Source organism: Xanthomonas sp. WHRI 6106, assembly GCF_040202405.1.
In the GTDB taxonomy this organism is placed as follows: Bacteria; Pseudomonadota; Gammaproteobacteria; order Xanthomonadales; family Xanthomonadaceae; genus Xanthomonas; species Xanthomonas cannabis.
The window spans coordinates 262,323-283,833 of record NZ_JBEGFC010000001.1 but is presented as its reverse complement, the minus strand read 5'-3'; the positions used below and the strand labels follow the sequence as shown (position 1 = coordinate 283,833).

Sequence of the window (21,511 nt, the reverse complement as noted above, 5' to 3'; positions counted from 1 at the left end):
CCTGTGCTTCCCCGTATGCCATTGGTCATGTTGCGCGCGATTGACGCATAAAAAAAACCGCCAATCGCTTGGCGGCCTTTTCTTCAACGGTGCGTCGATCCGGCGTGGTGCCGTCTCAATGCATCATGTTGACGTTCATGTTGTGCAGCACCCACAGCGAGCCGACGATCACGATGCCGATGATCAGCAGCGAGAACAGGCCCACCTGCACGTTGGAGCGCTGCTCGGGCGTGCGGTCCATATGCAGGAAGTACACCATGTGCACCAGCATCTGCACCGCGGCCATGACCGAGATGACGACGATGGTGACGCCCTTGGAGAAGGCGCCGCTCATCACCATCGCAAACGGGATGACAGTGAGGATCACGGCCATCACGAAGCCGATCAGGTAGGACTTCAGGCCGCCGGCATGCGCATCGGCAGCGGTATCGGTGTGGTGGTGATTGGCCATTACAGCGCTCCCAACAGATAGACGACGGTGAACACACCGATCCAGATGATGTCCAGGAAGTGCCAGAACAGGCTCAGGCAGGCCAGACGCGTGCTGTTGCGCGGAGTCAGGCCGTTCTTGGAGATCTGGATCACCAGCACCGCCATCCACAACAGACCCGAGGCCACGTGCAGACCGTGCGTGCCCACCAGGGTGAAGAAGGCGGACAGGAACGCACTGCGACCCGGGCCGGCACCTTCATGGATCAGGTGATTGAACTCCCACACTTCCATGCACAGGAAGCCGATACCCAGCAGCGCGGTGACGCCCAGCCAGCCGTACAGGCCGGTCATGCTGCGCTTGTGCGCGGAGATCATCGCAAAGCCGAAGCTCAGGCTGCTGAACAACAGCAAGAAGGTTTCCACCAGCACGAACTTCAGGTCGAACAGCTCCTTGGCGGTCGGCCCGTCCACCGTGGCGCCCGAGAGCACCGCATAGGTGGCGAACAGGCCCGCAAACAGCAGGCAGTCGCTCATCAGGTAGACCCAGAACCCGAAGACGGTGTTGCCACCGCCGTCGTGATGCTCGTCGTGGTCGTGATCGTGGCCGCCCGCGTGGGCGGCGTGGTCAAGCGTGGTCGAGGAAGCCATGGTCATACCACCTTCGCGGCCTGCGCCGCCTGTTGCTGTTCGAGCAGGGCAAAGCGTGCGTTTTCGATGCGCTCCACTTCATCGGCCGGCACCCAGTAATCGATGTCGTCATCGAAGGTGCGTGCAATGAAGCTGCCGATCATGCCCACCAGGCCGATGATGGCCAGCCACCAGATGTGCCAGATCAGGCCGAAACCCAGCAGCACACTGAAGGCACCGATATAGACGCCTGCACCGGTGTTACGCGGCATGTGGATCGGCTCGTACTTGGACGGACGCACCCAGCCCTTGCCGTTCTGCTTGTCGGCCCAGAACTGGTCGCGGTCGTCGATATGCGGCAGCACGGCGAAGTTATAGAACGGCGGCGGCGAGGAGGTGGCCCATTCCAGCGTGCGGCCATCCCACGGATCGCCCGTGTAGTCCATATGCTCCTTGCGCTTCCACACGCTGTAGCCGATCTGCACCAGGTTCAGGAAGATACCCAGGCCGATGATCGCAGCACCCACCGCGGCGACATACAGCCACGGTGCCCACTCGGGGTGGTTGTAGGTGTTCATGCGACGGGTCATGCCCATGAAGCCAAGCACGTACAGCGGCATGAAGGCCACGAAGAAACCGATGATCCAGCACCAGAACGACGCCTTGCCGATCTTCTCGTTGAGCTTGAAGCCGAACGCCTTCGGGAACCAGTAGGTCAGACCTGCAAGATAACCGAACACCACGCCACCGATGATCACGTTATGGAAGTGCGCGATCAGGAACAGGCTGTTGTGCAGCACGAAGTCCACGGCCGGAATCGCCAGCATCACGCCGGTCATGCCGCCGATGGTGAAGGTGATGATGAAGCCGATCGTCCACAGCACCGGCGAAGTCATGTGCACGCGACCGCGGAACATGGTGAACAGCCAGTTGAAGATCTTCACGCCGGTCGGAATCGAGATGATCATCGTCGTGATGCCGAAGAAGGCATTGACGTTGGCACCCGAGCCCATGGTGAAGAAGTGGTGCAACCACACCACGAACGACAGCACGCCGATGCACGAGGTGGCGTAGACCATCGAGGTGTAGCCGAACAGCCGCTTGCGGCTATAGGTGGCGATCAACTCGGAGAAGATGCCGAACGCCGGCAGGATCAGGATGTAGACCTCCGGGTGACCCCAGATCCAGATCAGGTTGACGTACATCATGGCGTTGCCGCCACCGTCGTTGGTGAAGAAGTGCGTGCCCAGGTAACGGTCGGCACCCAGCAGCGCCAGCGCCACGGTCAGGATCGGGAACGCGGCAATGATCAGGATGTTGGTGATCAGCGCGGTCCAGGTGAAGATCGGCATGCGCATCAGGGTCATGCCCGGCGCACGCATCCGCATGATCGTCACGAAGAAGTTGATGCCGGTCAGCAACGTGCCCAACCCGGACACCTGCAACGCCCAGATGTAGTAATCGACACCGACCCCTGGACTGTATTCCAGCCCCGACAATGGCGGATACGCCAGCCAGCCGGTCTGCGCGAATTCACCGACACCCAGCGAAATGTTGATCAGCGCCGCACCGGCCACGAACAGCCAGAAGCTCAGCGAGTTCAGGAACGGGAACGCCACGTCGCGTGCGCCGATCTGCAGCGGCACGATCAGGTTCAACAGGCCGGTCATGAACGGCATGGCCATGAAGAAGATCATGATCACGCCATGCGCGGTAAAGATCTGGTCGTAGTGGTGCGGCGGCAGCACACCTTCGCCGCCGTTACCTGCCAGCGCCTGCTGGGTACGCATCATGGCCGCGTCGGCAAAGCCGCGCAGCAGCATGACCAGCGCCACGATGATGTACATCACACCGATGCGCTTGTGATCCACCGAGGTGAACCACTCCTTCCACAGGTAGCCCCATAGCTTGTACTTGGTGATGGCGCCCGCGATGAGCAGGCCGAGCAGCCCTGCACCACCCAGCGCGACCATGATGATCGGCTCGTGGTACGGAACTGCCTCGATCGTAAGTTTGCCTAGCATCACTTGTCTCCAGAAGTGCACATGGCGACCGGCTCTGCAGCCGATGCCTCATGGTCGCCATGACCCTTGCTGTGGCCCGGACCATTCATGTATTTGTCGACCAGCGAGCGGAACATGCCGTCCTGCACCGACGAGTAGTAGGTGACCGGATACTGTTCCTTGTCGTTGCGATTGGCGGCCAGCACCTGGTACTCGGCAGCATTCAACGCGGTCGGCGAGGCCTTGACCTTGGCCACCCACGCCTCGAAGCCGGCCTGATCGACGGCGTGCGCCTTGAAGCTCATCTTCGAAAAGCCGTGACCGCTGTAGTTGGTCGACAGGCCGAAGTATTCGCCCGGCTCGTTGGCCACCAGGTGCAGCTTGGTTTCCATGCCGGCCATCGCGTAGATCATCGTACCCAGGTGCGGGATGAAGAACGAATTCATCACCGTGTCGGAGGTGATCTTGAAGTTCAGCGGCGTATGCACCGGGAAGGCGATTTCGTTGACCGTGGCGATGTTCTGGTCCGGGTAGATGAACATCCACTTCCAGTCCAGCGACACCGCTTCGATGGTGATCGGCTTGACGTCCGAATCCAGCGGCCGGTACGGGTCCAGTGCGTGCGACGAGCGCCAGGTCAGCACCGCCAGCACCAGAATGATCACGCACGGGATCGACCACACCACCACTTCGATGGCGGTGGAGTGCGACCAATCCGGCTCGTAGCGTGCCTTCGTGTTGGACGCGCGATACTTCCAGGCGAACGCAATCGTCATCACGATCACCGGGATGACCACGATCAGCATCAGCACCACCGAGGTGATCAGCAGTTGCTTCTCGTCGTGGCCGATCTGGCCTTTCGGATTGAGGATGGCCGAGTTGCAGCCTGCCAGCAGCAGGAACGGCAACACCAGGCCTGGACGAAGTAAACGCCCGAGATGTTTCAGCGGAATCATCGGTCGATCCAAGTGCGAAGGAACGCCAGCCTCGTTCGTCGCTCCGCAAGGGAGATGTCCGACACTGCCCTTCCTGGTGAAGGCGGGCCCGCGCAGACCGAAGACACGGGTTAGCGCGCCAATTTTAATCTTTGCTGCACCTGCACGAAACCCATTGGCAATGATCTGCCGCAATTAATGCGCGCAAAAGTGTGCGACATGTTGTCGCAGCGCAGCGCGCGGGTGCAGTGGGCGGCCGTGGCCGTTACTGAAGCGCTGCGACCGTGCCAAAAAAAGCGGCGTTGAAAGACGCATCCAGTTGCGCGCCCTCCCAAAACGCGACTGGGCCGGCCAAGGGCCGACCCAGTGCTGAAGCGTTGGTGCCGGAAATAGGAATCGAACCTACGACCTACGCATTACGAATGCGCCGCTCTACCAACTGAGCTATTCCGGCGAGCCGTGCATTGTAGGAGCACGACGCAGCCCGGTCAATCGATGCCGCCGGCCTCCGCCGCGCTCAACTGACCAGGCGCAGCCGCAGTTCCTTGGGCAGCGCAAAGACCATCGATTCTGGCTCGCCTTCCAGTTCGGACACGCCGGCCGCACCGAGCTCGCGCAACCGGGCCAGCACGCCGTCGACCAGCACCTGTGGCGCGGAGGCACCGGCAGTCAGGCCGATATGCTGCTTGCCGACGACCCAGGCCGGGTCGATCTCGCTGGCATTGTCGATCAGGTACGACTCCACGCCATCGCGCCGGGCCAGCTCGCTCAGCCGGTTGGAGTTGGAACTGTTGGGCGAACCGACCACCAGCACCAGGTCGCACTGGCGCGCCAGATCGCGCACGGCGTCCTGGCGGTTCTGGGTGGCGTAGCAGATGTCGTCGTGCCTGGGCCCCTGCATCGCCGGGTAGCGTGCGCGCAGGGCCTCGATGATGCCCATGGTGTCGTCCACCGACAGCGTGGTCTGGGTGGTGTAGGCCAGGTTTTCCGGCTGGTTGATGTGGAGTGTGGCCACCTGCTCGATGTCCTCGACCAGATAGATCGTGCCCGCGCCACGCTCACGGCTCCACTGCCCCATCGTGCCTTCCACCTCCGGATGCCCGGCATGGCCGATCAGCACCACATCGCGGCCGGCCCGGCAGTGCCGCGCCACCTCGAAATGCACCTTGGTCACCAGCGGGCAGGTGGCATCGAACACTTTAAGCCCACGGCGCTCGGCTTCCTGGCGCACCGCCTGTGAGACGCCGTGCGCACTGAAGATCACCGTGGCGTTGTCGGGCACCTCGTCCAGCTCTTCGACGAAGATCGCGCCGCGCTGCTTGAGGTCGTCAACCACGAAACGGTTGTGCACCACCTCGTGCCGCACATAGATCGGGGCGCCCAGCGTCTCGATCGCACGCTTGACGATCTCGATCGCGCGGTCGACGCCGGCACAAAAACCACGGGGATTGGCGAGCAGGACATCCATGCGGTGCATTCTACGGGAATGGCGATTGGGGAATGGAGCCGGGCAGCGCCGGTCCGCGGGAACTTCAGCGGCGATTCCCGATTCCCGGCTCCCGCTTGCCGGACTTGTCGAACAGGCCGAACACGGCAATCCCGATCGCGCCCCCCACGATCGCCGAATCGGCGATGTTGAACGACGGCCAGGTATGGCTGCCGATGTACCACTGGATGAAATCGACCACATGGCCGTGCATCAGCCGGTCGATCACGTTGCCGATCGCCCCACCGATCACCAGCGCATACGGCAGCGCGCTGCGCCACTCGTTGCGCGCGGTGCGCGACAGCCAGAACGCCAGCAGGCCGCTGATACCCACCGCCAACGCAGTGAAGAACCACAGCTGCCAGCCGCCGGCATCGCTCAGAAAGCTGAAGGCCGCGCCCGTGTTATAGGTGCGGTACCAGTTCCAAAAACCCTCGATGACCGGCACCGGGGTGTACTCGGGCAGGCTGGACAGCACCCAGGCCTTGCTCCACTGGTCCAGCCCGATCACCACGGCCGAGAGCAGCAACCAGATCAATGCAGAGGATTTGGGTCTTGCGGTCATCGAATCACCTTAGCTGTTGCTACTTCCGGGTTCGGAAGAAGCTGCCCGACGGGCAAATCGGCAAGCAGTGCCGGATGCGAAGTCATGCCCTCATCCGGCGCTGCGCGCCACCTTCTCCCGCTTGCGGGAGAAGGGTATTGGAATGGACTCCCGCTTGCGGGAAAAGGAATATTGGAACGGACTCCCGCTTGCGGGAGAAGGGTATTGGAATGGACTCCCACTCACGGGAGAAGCACTCAACACATCAGGACCCGCGCCGCTAGAACCTGCGACGCACCTCGCCGGGGCCTTCGATATTGCTGACGCAGCGGCTGCACAGCTCGGGATGCCGCGGGTCGCTGCCCACGCTGGCCTGGTGATGCCAGCAGCGCACGCACTTGGCCTTGGTCGTGGGCTGCGCGCTGACGAAGATGTCGTCGGTGCTGGCCGCTGTCACGGTGACATCGCCACTGATGAACAAAAAGCGCAGTTCATCGGCCAACGGCTGCCAGCGCGCGGCGGTCTGCGCATCGGCAGCCACGGTGATCTCCGCCTCCAGTGCCGCGCCAATCGCGCCGTTTGCACGCATCGGCTCCAGCACCTTGGCCACCTGCTCACGCAGGGCCAGCAACTTGTCGAAGTCCGCGCCGGTCAAGGCGGCATCGGCCGGCAGCGGCGCCAGGCCGTCATACCAGGTGGCGAACAGCACGTTGCCGACATGCTCGCCCGGCAGATATGCCCATAGCTCTTCAGCGGTGAAGGTGAGCACCGGCGCGACCCAGCGCACGAACGCTTCGGCCACGTGATACATCGCACTCTGCGCAGACCGGCGGCCGCGCGACTCTTCGGCCATCGTGTACAGACGGTCCTTGGTGACGTCCAGGTACAAGGAGCCCAGATCCACGCTGCAGAAATTGAGCAGCGCCTGCACGATTTCGGCGAAGTCGTAGCGCGCGTAGGCGGCCACGATCTTTTCCTGCAGCTCATGCGCGCGATGCACGATCCAACGGTCCAGCAACACCATGTCGTCCAGCGCCACTAGATGCTGCAGCGGGTCGAAGCCATGCAGGTTGCCCAGCAGGAAACGCGCGGTATTGCGCAGCCGGCGATATGCATCGGCATTGCGCTTGAGGATCTCCTGCGACAGCGACATCTCGTTGCTGTAGTCGGCCGAGGCGATCCACAGGCGCAGGATGTCCGCGCCCAGCGTCTTCATGATGTCCTGCGGCTCGATGCCGTTGCCCAGCGACTTGGACATCTTGCGGCCGTGCTCGTCCACGGTGAAGCCGTGGGTCAGGCACTGCTTGTACGGCGCCGCCTTATTCATGGCCACGCCGGTCAGCAGCGAGGACTGGAACCAGCCACGGTGCTGATCGGAACCTTCCAGATACAGGTCCGCCGGCGTGGGCAGGCCGCGGTCCACCAGCACCGCCTCGTGGGTCACGCCCGAGTCGAACCACACATCCAGGATGTCGGTGATCTTGTCGTAGTCGGCGGCCTCGTCGCCCAGCAGCTCGGCGGCATCCAGCGTGTACCACACGTCCACACCGCCCTGCTCCACCCGGTCGGCCACCTGCCCCAGCAATTCGGTGCTGCGTGGATGCGGCTCGCCGGTTTCGCGATGCACGAACAGGGCGATCGGCACGCCCCAGGTGCGCTGGCGCGAGATGGTCCAGTCCGGACGTCCTTCGACCATGCCGGCAATACGCGCCTGGCCCCAGGCCGGGTACCACGTCACCTGTTGGATCGCCTTGAGCGCGTCAGCGCGCAGGTTGGCCTGCTCCATCGAAAAGAACCACTGCGGCGTGGCACGGAACGCGATCGGCGTTTTGTGCCGCCAGCAGTGCGGATAGCTGTGCTCCATCTTGCTGGCCGCCAGCAGCACGCCGGTGTCGCGCAGCGCGTCGATGATGACCTCGTTGGCCTTCCAGATATGCAGCCCCGCCAGCGCGGTGTCGCCCAGCGGCGGGGTCGACGGCAGATACACGCCGCGTCCGTCCACCGGATTGATCTGCGCAGCGCCGTAGCGCTCCAGCAGCCCGTACTGCTTGGAGACCTGGTAGTCCTCCTGGCCGTGACCTGGGGCGGTGTGCACCGCGCCGGTACCGTCCTCGGCCGACACATGGTCACCCAGCAGCAGCGGGATCTCGCGCTCGACGTAGAACGGGTGATTCAGCAGCATCTGATCCAGCACCGCGCCCTTGGCGCGACCCTGCACCACCACCTCGTCCACGCCGTAGCGCGACAGCGCCTTGGCCGCCAAGGCCTCTGCCACCACCAGCCAACGCGGCTGGCCGCGATCGGCCGGGCCTTCGACCAGCACGTAATCCAGTTCCGCACCCAGGCTCACCGCCAGCGACGCCGGCAGTGTCCACGGCGTGGTGGTCCAGATCGGCACCGCCACGCCCACGCCCGCCGGTAGCGTCGCGCCGAATGCGGCAGCGACAGCACCCGGATCGCGCGCCGGATAGGCGATATCCACCGTCGGCGAGACCTTGTCGGCGTATTCGATCTCGGCTTCGGCCAGCGCCGAGCCGCAATCGAAGCACCAGTGCACCGGCTTGACGCCACGGGTCAGATGGCCGTTCTCGATGATCCTGGCCAGCGCGCGCAGCTCGTTGGCCTCGAAGCGGAAATCCAGGGTCTTGTACGGGTTGTCCCAATCGCCCACCACGCCCAGGCGCTTGAAGTCGCGGCGCTGCAGGTCGATCTGCTCGCTCGCGTACTCGCGGCACTTCTGACGAAATTCCGCCGCGTCCAGCTTCACGCCGACCTTGCCGTACTTTTTCTCGATCGCGATCTCGATCGGCAAGCCGTGGCAGTCCCAGCCCGGGATGTAGGGCGCATCGAAGCCAGCCAGATACTTCGACTTGACGATGATGTCCTTGAGGATCTTGTTGACCGCGTGGCCGAGATGGATCTGGCCGTTGGCATACGGCGGGCCATCGTGCAGTACGAACAGCGGGCGCCCGGCCGCGTTGGCGCGCAGCTGCGCATACAGGCCCTCGCGCTCCCAGCGGTCCAGCATCGCGGGCTCGCGCTTGGGCAGGTCGCCGCGCATCGGAAAGTCCGTCGCAGGCAGATGAAGAGTGGCTTTGTAGTCTTGGGTCACAGGAATCTACCGTTGCGCTGGATTTTTTACTGAGTCCGCACAGGGATGTGCGGGCCGTTGCGAAGGACTCGCATCATAGGCGGGCTGTTGCGAGGAACTCGCATGGATACTGTCTGCACCGGGAGCCGCAGCACCTTGCGCGTGACTGCTTTCGGCCCCCACGGACACATCGTGAGCCTGCTGCAGGCCGCCACTACGTCCAGCGCCCACCAGCATTCGCGACGGACTGCGCTGAAGCACCGCGCGCGCCTGCTCGGCATCACGGTGCATCTGCACGGTCAACGCATCGAGCCCGTCGAACTTTTCCTCGTCGCGCAGCTTGGCGACGAATTCGACCTCCAAGTGCCGGCCGTACAGGTCACCCTGGAAATCGAACAGGTGCGCCTCCAGCAGCGGCTCCACGCCAGCCACGGTCGGCCGAGTGCCGAAGCTGGACACCGATGGCCATGGCTGCGCGGCTACGCCGTGCACCCAGGTGGCATAGATGCCCGACAGCGCCGGCGTGCGCGAAAACCGCAGATTCGCGGTGGGGTAGCCCAACGTGCGACCCAGTTGCTTGCCGCGCACCACCCGCCCGCCGATGGCGTACGGGCGGCCGAGCAGATCGGCGGCGTGCGCAAACTCGCCTGCCACCAATAATTCACGGATGCGCGTGGCGGAAATGCGCTCGCCATGCAGATGCACCGGCGCAATCTCCCCGGCCGCAAATCCGTGCTGTTCGCCGAGTGTGCGCAACAAGGCGATGTCGCCGCCACGGCGATGGCCGAAACGGAATTCCGGGCCGATCCATACCTCGCGTGCGCAGAGCCGGCCCACCAGCGCCAGCCGCACGAAGTCTTCGGCGCGCATCGCCGACAGACGGCCATCGAACCGGATCAGGCCGACGCTGTCGGCCCCGAAGCCGAGCAAGCCTTCGATCTTGGCGCGCGCCAGGGTCAGCCGCGGCGGCGGTGCGGCCGGGGCGAAGAACTCGCGCGGCAATGGCTCGAAGCTCAACGCCACTGCCGGCACGCCGAGCGCGCGCGCGCGGTCAACCGCGTGCTGCACCAACGCCCGATGCCCCAGGTGCAGGCCATCGAAGGCGCCGATGCAGACCACGCTTCCGTGCGGGAACAGCGTCCCGCCCTCGACGTCTCTAAACAGCCTGCTCATTCCTCGATCCAAACAGATGCCGGCTTGGCGGCCGACCCTCGCTGATACATAACTTGTAAGTATAGCCGTGCCTGTCAACCCGCACGGCCCGCACCGATCACGCAAGCGCCAATGGGCACGACGCGCTACACCAGCCTCCGGGACGCACCTGTCGGGCAGGCCGCGGCCGGCAATCCGCCGGCCGTCACCGTGGACAAGGGGCAAATCCGCCTTTCATGCTGCCCTGCCGCTCCCCATTCCAGAGGCCGGCAAGGCTTGTCTGCCCCCATCACAAACCCCGACGTCCAGGCTCAGCCCTCGCGCAGATCCCGCGGCCGCAAGCCCAGCGCCAGCTGTGCCAGCACGTAGGTCAGCCCGCCACTGCCGACCAGCACCGCCAGCCAGCCGATCCGCTGCCACTTGTCCATTCCGGTGAACGACGGCAGCCACCACAGCAGGCCCAACAGCACCACCGCCATCGCCGTGCATGCCAGCAGCAGACGCATCACATAGCCGCCCCAGCCCGGCCGGCGCTGATACACGCCGGACTTGCCCAGCCAGTACCACAGTAGCCCCAGGTTGAGATAACTCGACAGCGCGCTGGCAATGCCCAGCGCCAGATGCAGCCCAGGCTGTTTACCCAGCGCCTGCATCACGCCCTGCGCCTTGAGCTCGGGCGGCACCATGAGGTGGTACAGCACCGCCAGGAACGCAAAGTTGAACACCATATTGGCCACCAGCGCCGCCACGCCGGCACGCACCGGGGTGCGGGTGTCCTGGCGCGCATAGAACGCCGGCAGCACCACCTTGAGCATGGCGTAAGCCGGTAGTCCGAAGCTCAGCCCGTACACCGACAAGGCCGTCATGCGGGTGTCGAAAGCGGTGAACTTGTGATACTGGAACAACGTTGCCACCAGCGGCTCGGCCAGCAACAACAACCCCAGCATGGCCGGCATTGCGATCAGCAAGGTTGTCCGGAAGCCCCAGTCCAGCGCACTGGAAAACGCGGCGCGGTCGGTCTTGACGTGATGACGCGCCAGCGCCGGCAGGATCACCGTGCCCAGCGCCACCCCGAATACGCCCAGCGGCAGTTCCAGGAACCGGTCGGCCAGCGACAGCCACGACTGCGAGCCATCGGTCAGCTTGGCGGCGATCACGGTGTCCAGCAGCAGGTTGATCTGCGCCACCGAGGAGCCGAACAGGGTCGGCACCATCAGGGTCAGCACCTTGCGCACACCCGGATGTCGCCAGCCCCAGCGCGGCAGGGTCAGCAGGTTGATGCCCTTCAGCGAAGGCAGCTGGAACAGCAACTGCAGCATGCCCGCCGCCAGCACCGCCCAGCCCAGCGCGAGGATCTGCCTTTCCGGCGTCCCGCCCAACTTCGGCGCCAGCCACACGGCGCCGGCGATCATGCACAGGTTGAGGATCACCGGGGTCAGCGCCGGCATGGCGAACTTCTGGAAACTGTTCAACGCCCCGCCCGCCAGCGCAGTCAGCGACACGAACAGCAGGAACGGGAAGGTCAGACGGAACAGATCCACCAGCAGGCCATGCTTGGCCGGATCGGTGTCCACCCCGCTGGAGAACAGCGTAGCCAGCTGCGGGGCGAAGATCAGCGCCAGCGCGGTGACCAGCAGCAGCACGCCGCCGAGGGTCCCGGCCACGCGCGCCATCAGCTCGCGCAGCTCGGCATGCGACCGGGTTTCCTTGACTTCGGTAAACACCGGCACGAAGGCGGTGGCGAAGGAGCCTTCGGCAAATAGCCGCCGCAGGAAATTGGGAACCCGGAAGGCCACCCAGAACGCATCGGTCACCGCATTGCTGCCGAAGGTGGTGGTGATGACCTGGTCGCGCACCAGCCCCAATACCCGCGACACCATGGTCATGCTGCTGAAGGAGAGCAGGCCCCTCATCATGCGGGGGGTGCTCATGGGGACTGCCTCTTGACAACTGACTTGACGTACATATCTGGGTCCATCATACTTTCGCGCTTGCTTTTTCCACCACACCGATTTTTCAGGAAACCACCACCGTGGCCAATATCAAGTCCGCCAAGAAGCGCGCCAAGCAGACCATTGTGCGCAATGAGCGCAACACCGGTCAGCGCTCGATGCTGCGCACCGCCGTCAAGAAGGTGATCAAGGCCCTTGACGCCAACGATGCTGCAGGCGCCGAAGCTGCTTTCGCCGTTGCACAGCCGATCCTCGACCGTTTCAGCGCCCGTGGCCTGATTCACAAGAACAAGGCTGCACGCCACAAGAGCCGCCTGACCGCACGCATCAAGGCTATCAAGGCCGCGTAAGCGATCGGCAGCGACGTTGCCGGAAGCCTGGCTTCCGGTAGCACAGAAAAACCCGGCCTCGGCCGGGTTTTTTGTGTGTGCGTGTGCGCACTCAGCCCGCATCGCGCGCCTCGAGCTCGTCCTCGCGCTGGCGGTCGAAGAAGGCCATGACGTCCTTCATGATCGGGAACGTACCGTCACGGCCCAGCGCCGAGACCAGATACCACGGCGCAGTCCAGCCCAGCTCGGCCACGATGGCCTCGGCAGCGGCGCGCGCCTCGTCCTCGAACATCAGGTCGGCCTTGTTGAGCACCAGCCAGCGCGGCTTCTTCAGCAACTCGGGATCATGCCGCTCGAGCTCGCGCTCGAGGGTACGCACCTGATCGGCCGGCGACACACCGTCCACCCCACCATCCATCGGGGCCATGTCCACCAGATGCAGCAGCAGGCGGGTGCGCTGCAGGTGACGCAGGAACTGCGTGCCCAGGCCGGCGCCATCGGCTGCGCCTTCGATCAGGCCGGGCACGTCCGCGATCACGAAGCTGCGGTACGCCTCGACACTGACCACACCCAGATTGGGATACAGCGTGGTGAACGGGTAGTCCGCCACCTTCGGCGTGGCCGAAGACACCGCTCGGATCAGCGTGCTCTTGCCGGCATTCGGGAAGCCCAGCAGGCCAACGTCGGCCAGCAGCTTGAGCTCCAGTTTGAGCAGGCGCTCCTCGCCCTCTTCACCGGTGGTGGACTGGCGCGGCGCACGGTTGACCGAGCTCTTGAAATGCATGTTGCCCAGACCGCCCTTGCCGCCCTTGGCCACCAGCAGGCGATCGCCGTGCTGAACCAGGTCGCCAATGATTTCATCGGTCTGCACGTTGATCACCACGGTGCCGACCGGCACCACGATGACGCGATCTTCGCCGCCCTTGCCATAGGCCTGGCGGCCCATGCCGTTCTCGCCGCGCTGCGCCTTGAAGGTGCGCTCATGACGGAAGTCGACCAGGGTGTTGACGTTCTCGTCGGCCACGATCCAGACGCTGCCGCCTGCCCCGCCATCACCGCCATCGGGCCCGCCCAACGGGATGAACTTCTCGCGGCGAAAGCCGACACAGCCATTGCCGCCATTACCGGCGGTGACCAGGATTTCTGCTTCGTCGACTAATTTCATGGGATTCGGGATTCGGGATTCGTGATTTGGGATTGGTGACAACGCTGCAACGCAACCATGGCGAGCCCGTCAGCAGGAAAGGATGGGGACGCCAGGATGCCGAGGGGTCCGCTCTTGCGAATCCCCAATCCCGAATCCCGATTCGCAGCTCTCAAACGCAAAACCCCGCAAAAGCGGGGCTTTCCGTCTCATTCGCCCGGCAGCGTTGCCGGGCGAACTGGCCTGCATGGAGCGGGCGATTACGCCTCGGCAACCACGCTGACGGTGCGACGCTTCTTCGGGCCCTTGGTGGAGAATTCCACCTTGCCGTCGACCAGCGCAAACAGCGTGTGGTCACGGCCCAGGCCGACGCCGGCGCCCGGATGGAACTGGGTGCCGCGCTGACGCACGATGATGTTGCCGGCGTCGATGGCCTGGCCACCGAAGATCTTCACGCCGAGGTACTTCGGGTTGGAATCGCGACCGTTGCGCGAGGAACCTACGCCCTTTTTATGTGCCATGACTGGTTCTCCTTACTTCTTGTCGCCACCGGCGATGCCGGTGATCTCGATTTCGGTGTAGTGCTGACGGTGTCCCTGACGCTTCATGTGGTGCTTGCGGCGACGGAACTTGATGATGCGCACCTTGTCGGCGCGGCCATGGGCCACGACCTTGGCGGTGACCGAGGCGCCCTTCAGCGCATCGCCCAGCTTGATGCCGTCGCTATCACCCAGCATCAGGATGGTGTCGAACTTGATCTCGTTGCCAGCTTCGACTTCGAGCTTTTCCACGCGGAGCGTTTCGCCCTGCGCGACGCGGTATTGCTTACCGCCGGTTACCAGAACTGCGTACATGACCAGGTGTTCCTCTGTAGTTATTATGGTCGCCTGACTTGCCCATGGGGCAGACAGGAGCGGAATTGTACTGGCCTAGCCGGTTTCGGGTCAACCCGCAAGCCGGCCCGCCGCTGCCGGCCGGATCGCCTTAGTGGAACGCATCATCCGGCCGCCACAACGGCCCCGGCAGACTGGCATTTGGGGCAATTGCCCTCACCTAGGTCGGCGGGTAGGCTGATCGACTGCCACTCATTCCTGCTGAGCACGCTCGCACCACCGCCGGTTCGCCGGCCCGACATCGGATCCCCCATGGCGATGGATTTCATCCGCATCCGCGGCGCGCGGACGCACAACCTCAAGAACATCGACCTCGACCTGCCCCGCGACAAACTGATCGTGATCACCGGCCTGTCCGGTTCGGGCAAGTCGTCGCTGGCGTTCGACACCATCTATGCAGAAGGCCAGCGCCGCTACGTCGAGTCGCTGTCGGCGTATGCGCGCCAGTTCCTGAGCGTGATGGAAAAGCCGGACCTGGACCATATCGAAGGGCTGTCCCCGGCGATTTCGATTGAACAGAAATCGACTTCGCACAACCCACGCTCCACCGTCGGCACCATCACCGAGATCTACGACTACCTGCGTCTGCTGTATGCGCGCGTCGGCCAGCCGCGCTGCCCGGACCACGGCTTCCCGCTGGAAGCGCAGACCGTTAGCCAGATGGTCGACCACATGCTCACCCAGGACCAGGAACAGCGCTACATGCTGCTGGCCCCGGTGATCCGCGACCGCAAGGGCGAGCATGCGCAGGTGTTCGAACAACTGCGTGCGCAGGGCTTCGTGCGCGTGCGCGTGGACGGCGAACTGTACGAGATCGATGCGGTGCCGCCGCTGGCATTGCGCCAGAAACACACCATCGAAGTGGTGATCGACCGTTTCCGCCCGCGCGAGGACATCAAGCAGCGCCTGGCGGAAAGTTTCGAAACCGCGCTCAAGCTGGGCGAAGGCATGGTGGCGGTGCAGTCACTGGACGACCCGGCGGCCGCACCGCACCTGTTCTCGTCCAAATACAGCTGCCCGGTGTGCGATTACTCGCTGCCGGAGCTGGAACCGCGGCTGTTCTCGTTCAACGCACCGGTCGGCGCCTGCCCGAGTTGCGATGGCCTGGGCGTGGCCGAGTTCTTCGACCCGGACCGTGTGGTGGTGCATCCGGAGCTGTCGCTGTCGGCCGGTGCGGTGCGTGGCTGGGATCGACGCAATGCCTATTACTTCCAGCTGATCGCCTCGCTGGCCAAGCACTACAAGTTCGATGTGGACGCGGTATGGAACACGCTGCCGGCCAAGGTGCGCCAGGCGGTGCTGTTCGGCAGCGGCGATGAAGTGATCAGCTTCACCTACTTCACCGATGCGGGCGGGCGCACCACGCGCAAGCATCGCTTCGAGGGCATCCTGCCGAACCTGGAACGTCGCTACCGCGAAACCGAATCGCCGGCGGTGCGCGAAGAACTGACCAAGTACGTTAGCCAGCAACCCTGCCCGGCCTGCAACGGCACGCGCTTGAATCGCGCTGCGCGCAATGTGTTCGTCGCCGACCGCCCGTTGCCGGAGTTGGTGGTGCTGCCGGTCAACGAAGCGCTGAACTTTTTCCGTGGTTTGTCGCTGCCGGGCTGGCGTGGCGAGATCGCGGCCAAGATTGTCAAGGAGATCGGCGAGCGGCTGGGCTTCCTGGTCGATGTGGGCCTGGATTACCTCACCCTGGAACGCAAGGCCGACACCTTGTCCGGCGGCGAGGCGCAGCGCATCCGTCTGGCCAGCCAGATCGGTGCCGGCCTGGTCGGCGTGATGTACGTGCTGGATGAGCCATCGATCGGCCTGCACCAGCGCGACAACGAACGCCTGCTCGGCACGCTGACGCGGCTGCGCGATCTGGGCAACACGGTGATCGTGGTCGAGCATGACGAAGATGCGATCCGCTTGGCCGACCATGTGCTGGACATCGGCCCCGGTGCCGGCGTGCATGGCGGCGAGATCTGCGCGCAAGGCACGCTGGAGGACATCCTGAAATCGCCGCGCTCGCTGACCGGCCAATACCTGTCGGGCAAGCGCCGCATCGAGATCCCCAAGCAGCGCCACAAGCCCAACCCGAAGATGATGCTGCATCTGCGCGGGGCGACCGGCAACAACCTCAAGAACGTCGATCTGGACATTCCGGCCGGCCTGCTGACCTGCATCACCGGCGTATCCGGCTCGGGCAAGTCGACGCTGATCAACGATACCTTGTTCACGCTGGCGGCCAACGAGATCAACGGTGCCTCGCACGTGGTGGCGCCACATCGCGAAGTCGAAAATCTCGATCTGTTCGACAAGGTGGTGGACATCGACCAGTCGCCGATCGGTCGCACGCCACGTTCAAACCCGGCCACCTACACCGGCATGTTCACCCCGTTGCGCGAGTTGTTTGCGCAGGTGCCCGAGGCGCGCGCGCGCGGCTACTCGCCGGGGCGTTTCAGCTTCAACGTGCGCGGCGGCCGCTGCGAGGCCTGCCAGGGCGACGGCATGATCAAGGTGGAGATGCACTTCCTGCCCGACGTCTACGTGCCCTGCGATGTCTGCCATGGCAAGCGCTATAACCGCGAGACGCTGGAGATCCGCTACAAGGGGTTCAATATCAGCGATGTGCTGCAGATGACCGTGGAAGACGCGCTGCGCCTGTTCGAGCCGGTGCCGTCGATCGCGCGCAAGCTGGAAACCCTGGTCGATGTCGGTCTGAGCTACATCAAGCTGGGCCAGAGCGCGACCACGCTCTCCGGCGGTGAAGCGCAGCGCGTCAAGCTGTCCAAGGAACTGTCGCGTCGCGATACCGGACGCACCTTGTACATCCTGGACGAGCCGACCACCGGCCTGCACTTCCACGATATCGAAGCCCTGCTCGGCGTGTTGCACAAGCTGCGCGACGAAGGCAATACGGTGGTGGTGATCGAACACAATCTGGACGTGATCAAGACCGCGGACTGGATCGTGGACCTGGGCCCGGAAGGCGGCCACCGTGGCGGCACCATCCTGGTCTCCGGCACGCCGGAAGATGTGGCCGTGCACGAGGCGTCCTACACCGGCCAGTTCCTGGCAAAGATGCTGCCATCGGTGAAGGCGCGCGAGACGCGTCCGGCCGCGATGGCCAACAAGCCGGATGCGCGCCCGCCGCGCAAGGTCAAACCGGAGAAGGTGACCAAGGTCGCCAAATCCGCCACCAAAAAAACCGCGAAGAAGAAGGCAAGCTGATGAGCGAACACAAGATCCTGGCACGCATTCCGATCAGCGTGCGCTGGCGCGACATGGACAGCATGGGCCACGTCAACAACGCCAAATACATTTCCTATCTGGAAGAAGCACGCGTGCGCTGGATGCTGGGCGTGCAAGGCGTGGCGATGACCGACCGCATCGCACCGGTGGTCGCGGCCACCAACGTCAACTACAAGCAGCCGCTGATCTGGCCCAACGACATCACAGTGGAGCTGTTCGTGGAGCGGCTGGGCAACAGCAGCGTCACCATCGGCCACCGCATCTTCGACCAGAAGAACGACAGCGTGCTGTATTCCGATGGCAACGTGGTGGTGGTGTGGATCGATACGCAGACCGGCAAGAGTGCGCCGCTGCCGGACGCGGTGCGCCTCGCCAGCACCTGAGCGGTCGCGCAGCCAGGCCTGGGCAATCACGCCATCGACGGCGGCTCTTGCGGGAGCCGCCGTTTTTTTGTGGGCGCGTGCTTTATCTGGCAGTGGTGCCGCGCGAGCCGATCCCGCTGCACCTGGCCGCAGGCCCAAGCGCCCCGGCAATGCCGCACGCACGTGCATGCGGAAGACGAAGCCGGCTCCCCGGGCGTATATCCGCCCCGTTCCTCATCCGCCCGGCGCGCGCTTGCGTGCCTGCAGCGTGGCCTTGAATTGGCGACCGTCCTGCAAGGTGAACGTCACCGGCACCTGCGCGCCTTCCTGCAGCGGGGCGCGTGCCTCCATCAACATCAGATGCAGGCCGCCGGGTGCCAGGGGCACCGTCTTGCCGGCGGGCAGGGCCAGCGCAGGTACTGCACGCATGCGGCTGACGCCATTGCTCTGCGTGGTCTCGTGCAGCGACACGTCGGCGAAGGCGCTGCTCGTGGCCGCGGTGATCGTCAACGGTTGCGTGCAGCCATTGTGGAATTGCCCGAATCCCGCGGCCATGCCCATGCCGCCGGGTGGCGGGATGCGGATCCAGCCGTCCTTGAACTCCGGCATGCACTGCGCCGCAGCGCCCGCGCTGGCCAGCAGCGCCATCACACCAAGCCACACGCGTGCACGCAGCTGCCACCTGCTTCGACTGCCGTCTATCATGACCCGACCTCCAGGAGCCCCGAATGAGCATCCAGATCTTAGACCATGGCCGAGTTCGCGAAATCCGTCTGGCGCGCCCGCCGGTCAATGCGCTGGATCGTGCGCTGTGCCAGGCACTGAGCGCTGCAGTGCAACAGGCCGGCGACGAGGCCGACGGCATCGTGTTGTCGGGCAGCGAACGGATCTTCTCCGGTGGCATGGATGTGCCGCAGCTGCTGGCGCACGGTACCGACCGCGCGGCGTTGCTGGCCAGCTGGACGGCATTCTTCGAGGCTGCGCAGGCGCTGGCCAACAGCCGGATTCCGGTGGTTGCGGCGATCGGCGGGCATGCGCCGGCCGGCGGCTGCGTGCTGGCGCTGTGCTGCGACTACCGGGTAATGGCACGCAGCGCCGATACCGCCAGGCCGTACACGATCGGCTTGAACGAAGTGCAGGTCGGCCTGGCCGCACCGGAAGGCATCCAGCGGCTGTTGCGCCGGGTGGTCGGCGCGCACCGTGCCGAGCGCCTGCTGATCGCCGGGCAGCTGCTGCCTGCCGAACAGGCGGTGCAGATCGGCCTGGTGGATGAACTGGTCGACGGCGAGCTGGTCACCGCGCGCGCGGTGGCCTGGCTGCACGAACTGCAGCAGCTGCCGCGTCAGCCGATGCTGGCCACGCGTGCGGTGGCCCGCGCCGACCTGCGCGCGGCCCTGGCGCCGGAGCTGATCCAGCTGGAGCGGTTCGTCGACGGCTGGTACGCCCCGGATGCACAGGCCGCGCTGCACGGGCTGGTCGCGCGCCTGCAGAAGGGCTGAGCCTTCCACTGCCGCGGTGACCACGAAGCGGCCCGCTATAATCGCGGTCCGTCGCACCCAGGCCAGCCCCTTGTCCGCCACCGCCGAACCCGTCGTCTCCGAACTGATCAGCCTGCTGTCGCTGGAGCGCCTGGAGGACAACCTGTTCCGCGGCCAGAGCCGCGACATCGGCACCAAATACGTCTTCGGTGGACAAGTGCTGGGCCAGGCGCTGTCGGCCGCGCAGGCCACGGTCGACAACGGGCGCCAGGCGCATTCGCTGCATGCCTATTTTCTGCGTGCCGGCAACATCGACCACCCCATCGTCTACGACGTCGACCGCACCCGCGATGGGGGCAGTTTTTCGGTCCGCCGGGTCACCGCGATCCAGCACGGCAAGGTGATCTTTTTCTGCGCGGCCTCGTTTCAGGAACGCGAAGACGGCGCCGAGCATCAGTCGGCGATGCCGGTGGTGCCGCCACCGGAAGACATCGAACCAGCCGCGCCGCTGGCACCGGAGGTGCTGGCGAACCTGCCGCCGAAAGTGCAGCGCTGGCTGTCGCGCGGCGGCCCGTTCGAATTTCGCCACGTGTTTCCGCGCGATGAACTCAGGCCGCCCAAGCGCCCGCCGTTCCAGCAGATGTGGCTGCGCTTGAACGACCCGATCGGCGACGACGTGGGCCTGCATCAGGTGCTGCTGGCGTACGCGTCGGACTTTCAGTTGCTGGGCACCTCCACGTTTCCGCACGGCATCAGCTACTACACGCCCAACGTGCAGATGGCCTCGCTCGATCACGCGCTGTGGTTCCATCGGCCGTTCCGCACCGACGACTGGCTGCTGTATTCGTTGGACAGCCCGACCGCACAAGGCTCCCGCGGCCTGGCGCGCGGGCAGTTCTTCACCCGCGATGGCGTGCTGGTGGCCAGCACCACGCAGGAGGGGCTGATCCGCGTGGTGCCCGATGGCAGTGCGATTGCCGTGCCGGCCAAGGGCTAGGCGTGCAGCGTTGCGTCGCGCCGAGTGGCTGGGTGACCGTGCACTGACCACGTGCGTCCCATGCCCCCCGGCGTACTGCTACCGGGACCTGCTGTCGCACGCCTGCGTTGCGTGCACCGTCAGTGGCAGTGTTGATCGGCTTTCCTTTCCACCTTGAACCGGCGCAGCAGTGGCGCCATTTGTTTCGGACCCAACGGCGGTTTCCAGCATGCGCAAGATCTTCAGCAGTCAACGTATCGAAACCGCCGAGGGCGTCGCCAATCTGTTGCGCGATGCGGGGATCGAGATCCGTCTCAGTAATGGCCGCTCCTACCAGAGCAAGCGCGGCGGCCAGTTCAGCTATCTGGAGCAAGGCAACGCGCAGGCGCATCCCACCGTGTGGATCGTGCATGCCAACGACCAACCGCGTGCGCGCGAACTGCTGCGCGATGCACGCCTGCTCGACACCACCCGCCGCGATCTGCCGAACGTGGAATACACCTTCCGCGACGGCGAAAACGGCTCCAGTGCCAGTGCGCGCAGCTGGGCCTGGCGCATCCGTCTGGTGCTGCTGCTGGTGATCGGCGCCGTGGCCATGGTGGTGGTCATGCGCCATCGCAGCGCGCCTGCGCCGGTCGCCCCGGCAACCCAGCCGGCTTCGGCACCGGACTCGGCGCCAGCGGCCGAGGACGAGGAAATGCGGGTACGGATCCAGCCGTCCCGCTGAGCGTGAGCAACTCGCTGCGCAGGGTCTGACGGCCGGAGCGGACCTGGAATCGCCCGCCGCGTAGGTGGTCATTGTTGCCGCAAGCCTGCAGTGCGCTGCACCTGCAACCAGCGTCTTGCACAAACGCTCGCTCGCGGCGC

General features: G+C 64.7%; 19 protein-coding genes and 1 tRNA gene. 6 read left to right on the top strand and 14 right to left on the bottom strand.

Annotation, left to right across the window (positions count from 1 at the left end; all coding sequences use genetic code 11):
- Window positions 1-115 precede the first annotated feature (115 nt).
- The 10 genes from cyoD to murJ form a co-directional block, all read right to left on the bottom strand.
- On the bottom strand, window positions 116-451 hold the full coding sequence (cyoD, locus tag ABQZ09_RS01340) for a cytochrome o ubiquinol oxidase subunit IV (RefSeq protein WP_003484294.1): 336 nt from the start codon (window positions 449-451) through the stop codon (window positions 116-118).
- On the bottom strand, window positions 451-1,086 hold the full coding sequence (gene cyoC, locus ABQZ09_RS01335) for a cytochrome o ubiquinol oxidase subunit III (RefSeq protein WP_179454805.1): 636 nt from the start codon (window positions 1,084-1,086) through the stop codon (window positions 451-453). Before cyoC ends, cyoD begins: the two co-directional genes overlap by 1 nt.
- Window positions 1,083-3,083 carry a cytochrome o ubiquinol oxidase subunit I gene (gene cyoB / locus ABQZ09_RS01330; RefSeq protein ID WP_047696032.1) on the bottom strand — a complete coding sequence of 667 codons (2,001 nt, stop codon included), beginning with the start codon at window positions 3,081-3,083 and terminating at the stop codon, window positions 1,083-1,085. Before cyoB ends, cyoC begins: the two co-directional genes overlap by 4 nt.
- A complete protein-coding gene (cyoA, locus tag ABQZ09_RS01325) occupies window positions 3,083-4,018 on the bottom strand; it encodes a ubiquinol oxidase subunit II (protein WP_349775918.1) in 936 nt (311 codons plus the stop codon). The genes cyoB and cyoA overlap by 1 nt, the downstream gene beginning before the upstream one ends.
- Window positions 4,019-4,375: 357 nt before the next feature.
- Window positions 4,376-4,451: transfer RNA gene (locus tag ABQZ09_RS01320), tRNA-Thr, on the bottom strand.
- 63 nt (window positions 4,452-4,514) lie between these two features.
- Window positions 4,515-5,465: a 4-hydroxy-3-methylbut-2-enyl diphosphate reductase gene (gene ispH, locus ABQZ09_RS01315; RefSeq protein ID WP_039564998.1), complete on the bottom strand. Its 951-nt coding sequence runs from the start codon at window positions 5,463-5,465 to the stop codon at window positions 4,515-4,517.
- 64 nt (window positions 5,466-5,529) lie between these two features.
- Window positions 5,530-6,048, bottom strand: coding sequence for a signal peptidase II (gene lspA / locus ABQZ09_RS01310; RefSeq protein ID WP_349775917.1), 519 nt, complete (start codon window positions 6,046-6,048; stop codon window positions 5,530-5,532).
- A 259-nt stretch (window positions 6,049-6,307) separates the two neighbouring features.
- Complete coding sequence (ileS, locus tag ABQZ09_RS01305) at window positions 6,308-9,139, bottom strand: isoleucine--tRNA ligase (protein WP_349775916.1); 2,832 nt, start codon at window positions 9,137-9,139, stop codon at window positions 6,308-6,310.
- Window positions 9,140-9,145: 6 nt separating this feature from the next.
- The gene (locus ABQZ09_RS01300) at window positions 9,146-10,291 is read right to left on the bottom strand and encodes a bifunctional riboflavin kinase/FAD synthetase (RefSeq protein ID WP_349775915.1); all 1,146 of its coding nucleotides are present in this window, start codon (window positions 10,289-10,291) and stop codon (window positions 9,146-9,148) included.
- Window positions 10,292-10,581: 290 nt separating this feature from the next.
- Window positions 10,582-12,186 (bottom strand): murein biosynthesis integral membrane protein MurJ, encoded by a 1,605-nt coding sequence (murJ, locus tag ABQZ09_RS01295; RefSeq protein ID WP_228333590.1) that lies wholly within the window; start codon window positions 12,184-12,186, stop codon window positions 10,582-10,584.
- Window positions 12,187-12,302: 116 nt separating this feature from the next.
- On the opposite strand from murJ, the gene rpsT reads away from it, so the two are divergent.
- Window positions 12,303-12,572, top strand: coding sequence for a 30S ribosomal protein S20 (gene rpsT / locus ABQZ09_RS01290; protein ID WP_003484323.1), 270 nt, complete (start codon window positions 12,303-12,305; stop codon window positions 12,570-12,572).
- 91 nt (window positions 12,573-12,663) lie between these two features.
- Here the strand turns inward: rpsT and obgE are convergent, their stop codons facing one another.
- The 3 genes from obgE to rplU all read right to left on the bottom strand — a co-directional run bounded on the left by obgE (window position 12,664) and on the right by rplU (window position 14,549).
- Window positions 12,664-13,716, bottom strand: a complete 1,053-nt coding sequence (obgE, locus tag ABQZ09_RS01285; RefSeq protein ID WP_039409562.1) for a GTPase ObgE — start codon at window positions 13,714-13,716, stop codon at window positions 12,664-12,666.
- Window positions 13,717-13,955: 239 nt separating this feature from the next.
- The gene (rpmA, locus tag ABQZ09_RS01280; protein ID WP_003484326.1) at window positions 13,956-14,216 is read right to left on the bottom strand and encodes a 50S ribosomal protein L27; all 261 of its coding nucleotides are present in this window, start codon (window positions 14,214-14,216) and stop codon (window positions 13,956-13,958) included.
- A 12-nt stretch (window positions 14,217-14,228) separates the two neighbouring features.
- Window positions 14,229-14,549 carry a 50S ribosomal protein L21 gene (gene rplU / locus ABQZ09_RS01275; RefSeq protein ID WP_003484328.1) on the bottom strand — a complete coding sequence of 107 codons (321 nt, stop codon included), beginning with the start codon at window positions 14,547-14,549 and terminating at the stop codon, window positions 14,229-14,231.
- Window positions 14,550-14,840: 291 nt separating this feature from the next.
- On the opposite strand from rplU, the gene uvrA reads away from it, so the two are divergent.
- Both uvrA and ABQZ09_RS01265 read left to right on the top strand, forming a co-directional pair.
- The gene (gene uvrA / locus ABQZ09_RS01270; protein ID WP_349775914.1) at window positions 14,841-17,807 is read left to right on the top strand and encodes an excinuclease ABC subunit UvrA; all 2,967 of its coding nucleotides are present in this window, start codon (window positions 14,841-14,843) and stop codon (window positions 17,805-17,807) included.
- Complete coding sequence (locus ABQZ09_RS01265) at window positions 17,807-18,211, top strand: acyl-CoA thioesterase (protein ID WP_266103743.1); 405 nt, start codon at window positions 17,807-17,809, stop codon at window positions 18,209-18,211. Before uvrA ends, ABQZ09_RS01265 begins: the two co-directional genes overlap by 1 nt.
- A gap of 213 nt (window positions 18,212-18,424) precedes the next feature.
- On the opposite strand, the gene ABQZ09_RS01260 is transcribed toward ABQZ09_RS01265, so the two are convergent.
- The gene (locus ABQZ09_RS01260) at window positions 18,425-18,895 is read right to left on the bottom strand and encodes a copper chaperone PCu(A)C (protein WP_221205392.1); all 471 of its coding nucleotides are present in this window, start codon (window positions 18,893-18,895) and stop codon (window positions 18,425-18,427) included.
- A gap of 23 nt (window positions 18,896-18,918) precedes the next feature.
- On the opposite strand from ABQZ09_RS01260, the gene ABQZ09_RS01255 reads away from it, so the two are divergent.
- The 3 genes from ABQZ09_RS01255 to ABQZ09_RS01245 all read left to right on the top strand — a co-directional run bounded on the left by ABQZ09_RS01255 (window position 18,919) and on the right by ABQZ09_RS01245 (window position 21,371).
- On the top strand, window positions 18,919-19,689 hold the full coding sequence (locus ABQZ09_RS01255; protein ID WP_047695971.1) for an enoyl-CoA hydratase/isomerase family protein: 771 nt from the start codon (window positions 18,919-18,921) through the stop codon (window positions 19,687-19,689).
- A gap of 70 nt (window positions 19,690-19,759) precedes the next feature.
- Window positions 19,760-20,665: an acyl-CoA thioesterase II gene (tesB, locus tag ABQZ09_RS01250; protein ID WP_039409857.1), complete on the top strand. Its 906-nt coding sequence runs from the start codon at window positions 19,760-19,762 to the stop codon at window positions 20,663-20,665.
- Between the two features lie 208 nt (window positions 20,666-20,873).
- Window positions 20,874-21,371, top strand: a complete 498-nt coding sequence (locus ABQZ09_RS01245) for a putative signal transducing protein (protein ID WP_039409852.1) — start codon at window positions 20,874-20,876, stop codon at window positions 21,369-21,371.
- Window positions 21,372-21,511: the final 140 nt, after the last annotated feature.

Bases quoted from the DNA above. Each gene is read 5' to 3' on its own strand.
- cyoC (WP_179454805.1), bottom strand. From the start codon at position 1,086: ATGACCATGGCTTCCTCGACCACGCTTGACCACGCCGCCCACGCGGGC.
- cyoA (WP_349775918.1), bottom strand. From the start codon at position 4,018: ATGATTCCGCTGAAACATCTCGGGCGTTTACTTCGTCCAGGCCTGGTG.
- cyoD (WP_003484294.1), bottom strand. From the start codon at position 451: ATGGCCAATCACCACCACACCGATACCGCTGCCGATGCGCATGCCGGC.
- uvrA (WP_349775914.1), top strand. From the start codon at position 14,841: ATGGCGATGGATTTCATCCGCATCCGCGGCGCGCGGACGCACAACCTC.
- obgE (WP_039409562.1), bottom strand. From the start codon at position 13,716: ATGAAATTAGTCGACGAAGCAGAAATCCTGGTCACCGCCGGTAATGGC.
- ABQZ09_RS01255 (WP_047695971.1), top strand. From the start codon at position 18,919: ATGAGCATCCAGATCTTAGACCATGGCCGAGTTCGCGAAATCCGTCTG.
- ABQZ09_RS01265 (WP_266103743.1), top strand. From the start codon at position 17,807: ATGAGCGAACACAAGATCCTGGCACGCATTCCGATCAGCGTGCGCTGG.
- ABQZ09_RS01260 (WP_221205392.1), bottom strand. From the start codon at position 18,895: ATGATAGACGGCAGTCGAAGCAGGTGGCAGCTGCGTGCACGCGTGTGG.
- ispH (WP_039564998.1), bottom strand. From the start codon at position 5,465: ATGGATGTCCTGCTCGCCAATCCCCGTGGTTTTTGTGCCGGCGTCGAC.
- rpmA (WP_003484326.1), bottom strand. From the start codon at position 14,216: ATGGCACATAAAAAGGGCGTAGGTTCCTCGCGCAACGGTCGCGATTCC.
- murJ (WP_228333590.1), bottom strand. From the start codon at position 12,186: ATGATGAGGGGCCTGCTCTCCTTCAGCAGCATGACCATGGTGTCGCGG.
- lspA (WP_349775917.1), bottom strand. From the start codon at position 6,048: ATGACCGCAAGACCCAAATCCTCTGCATTGATCTGGTTGCTGCTCTCG.
- ABQZ09_RS01300 (WP_349775915.1), bottom strand. From the start codon at position 10,291: ATGAGCAGGCTGTTTAGAGACGTCGAGGGCGGGACGCTGTTCCCGCAC.
- rplU (WP_003484328.1), bottom strand. From the start codon at position 14,549: ATGTACGCAGTTCTGGTAACCGGCGGTAAGCAATACCGCGTCGCGCAG.
- cyoB (WP_047696032.1), bottom strand. From the start codon at position 3,083: ATGCTAGGCAAACTTACGATCGAGGCAGTTCCGTACCACGAGCCGATC.
- ABQZ09_RS01245 (WP_039409852.1), top strand. From the start codon at position 20,874: ATGCGCAAGATCTTCAGCAGTCAACGTATCGAAACCGCCGAGGGCGTC.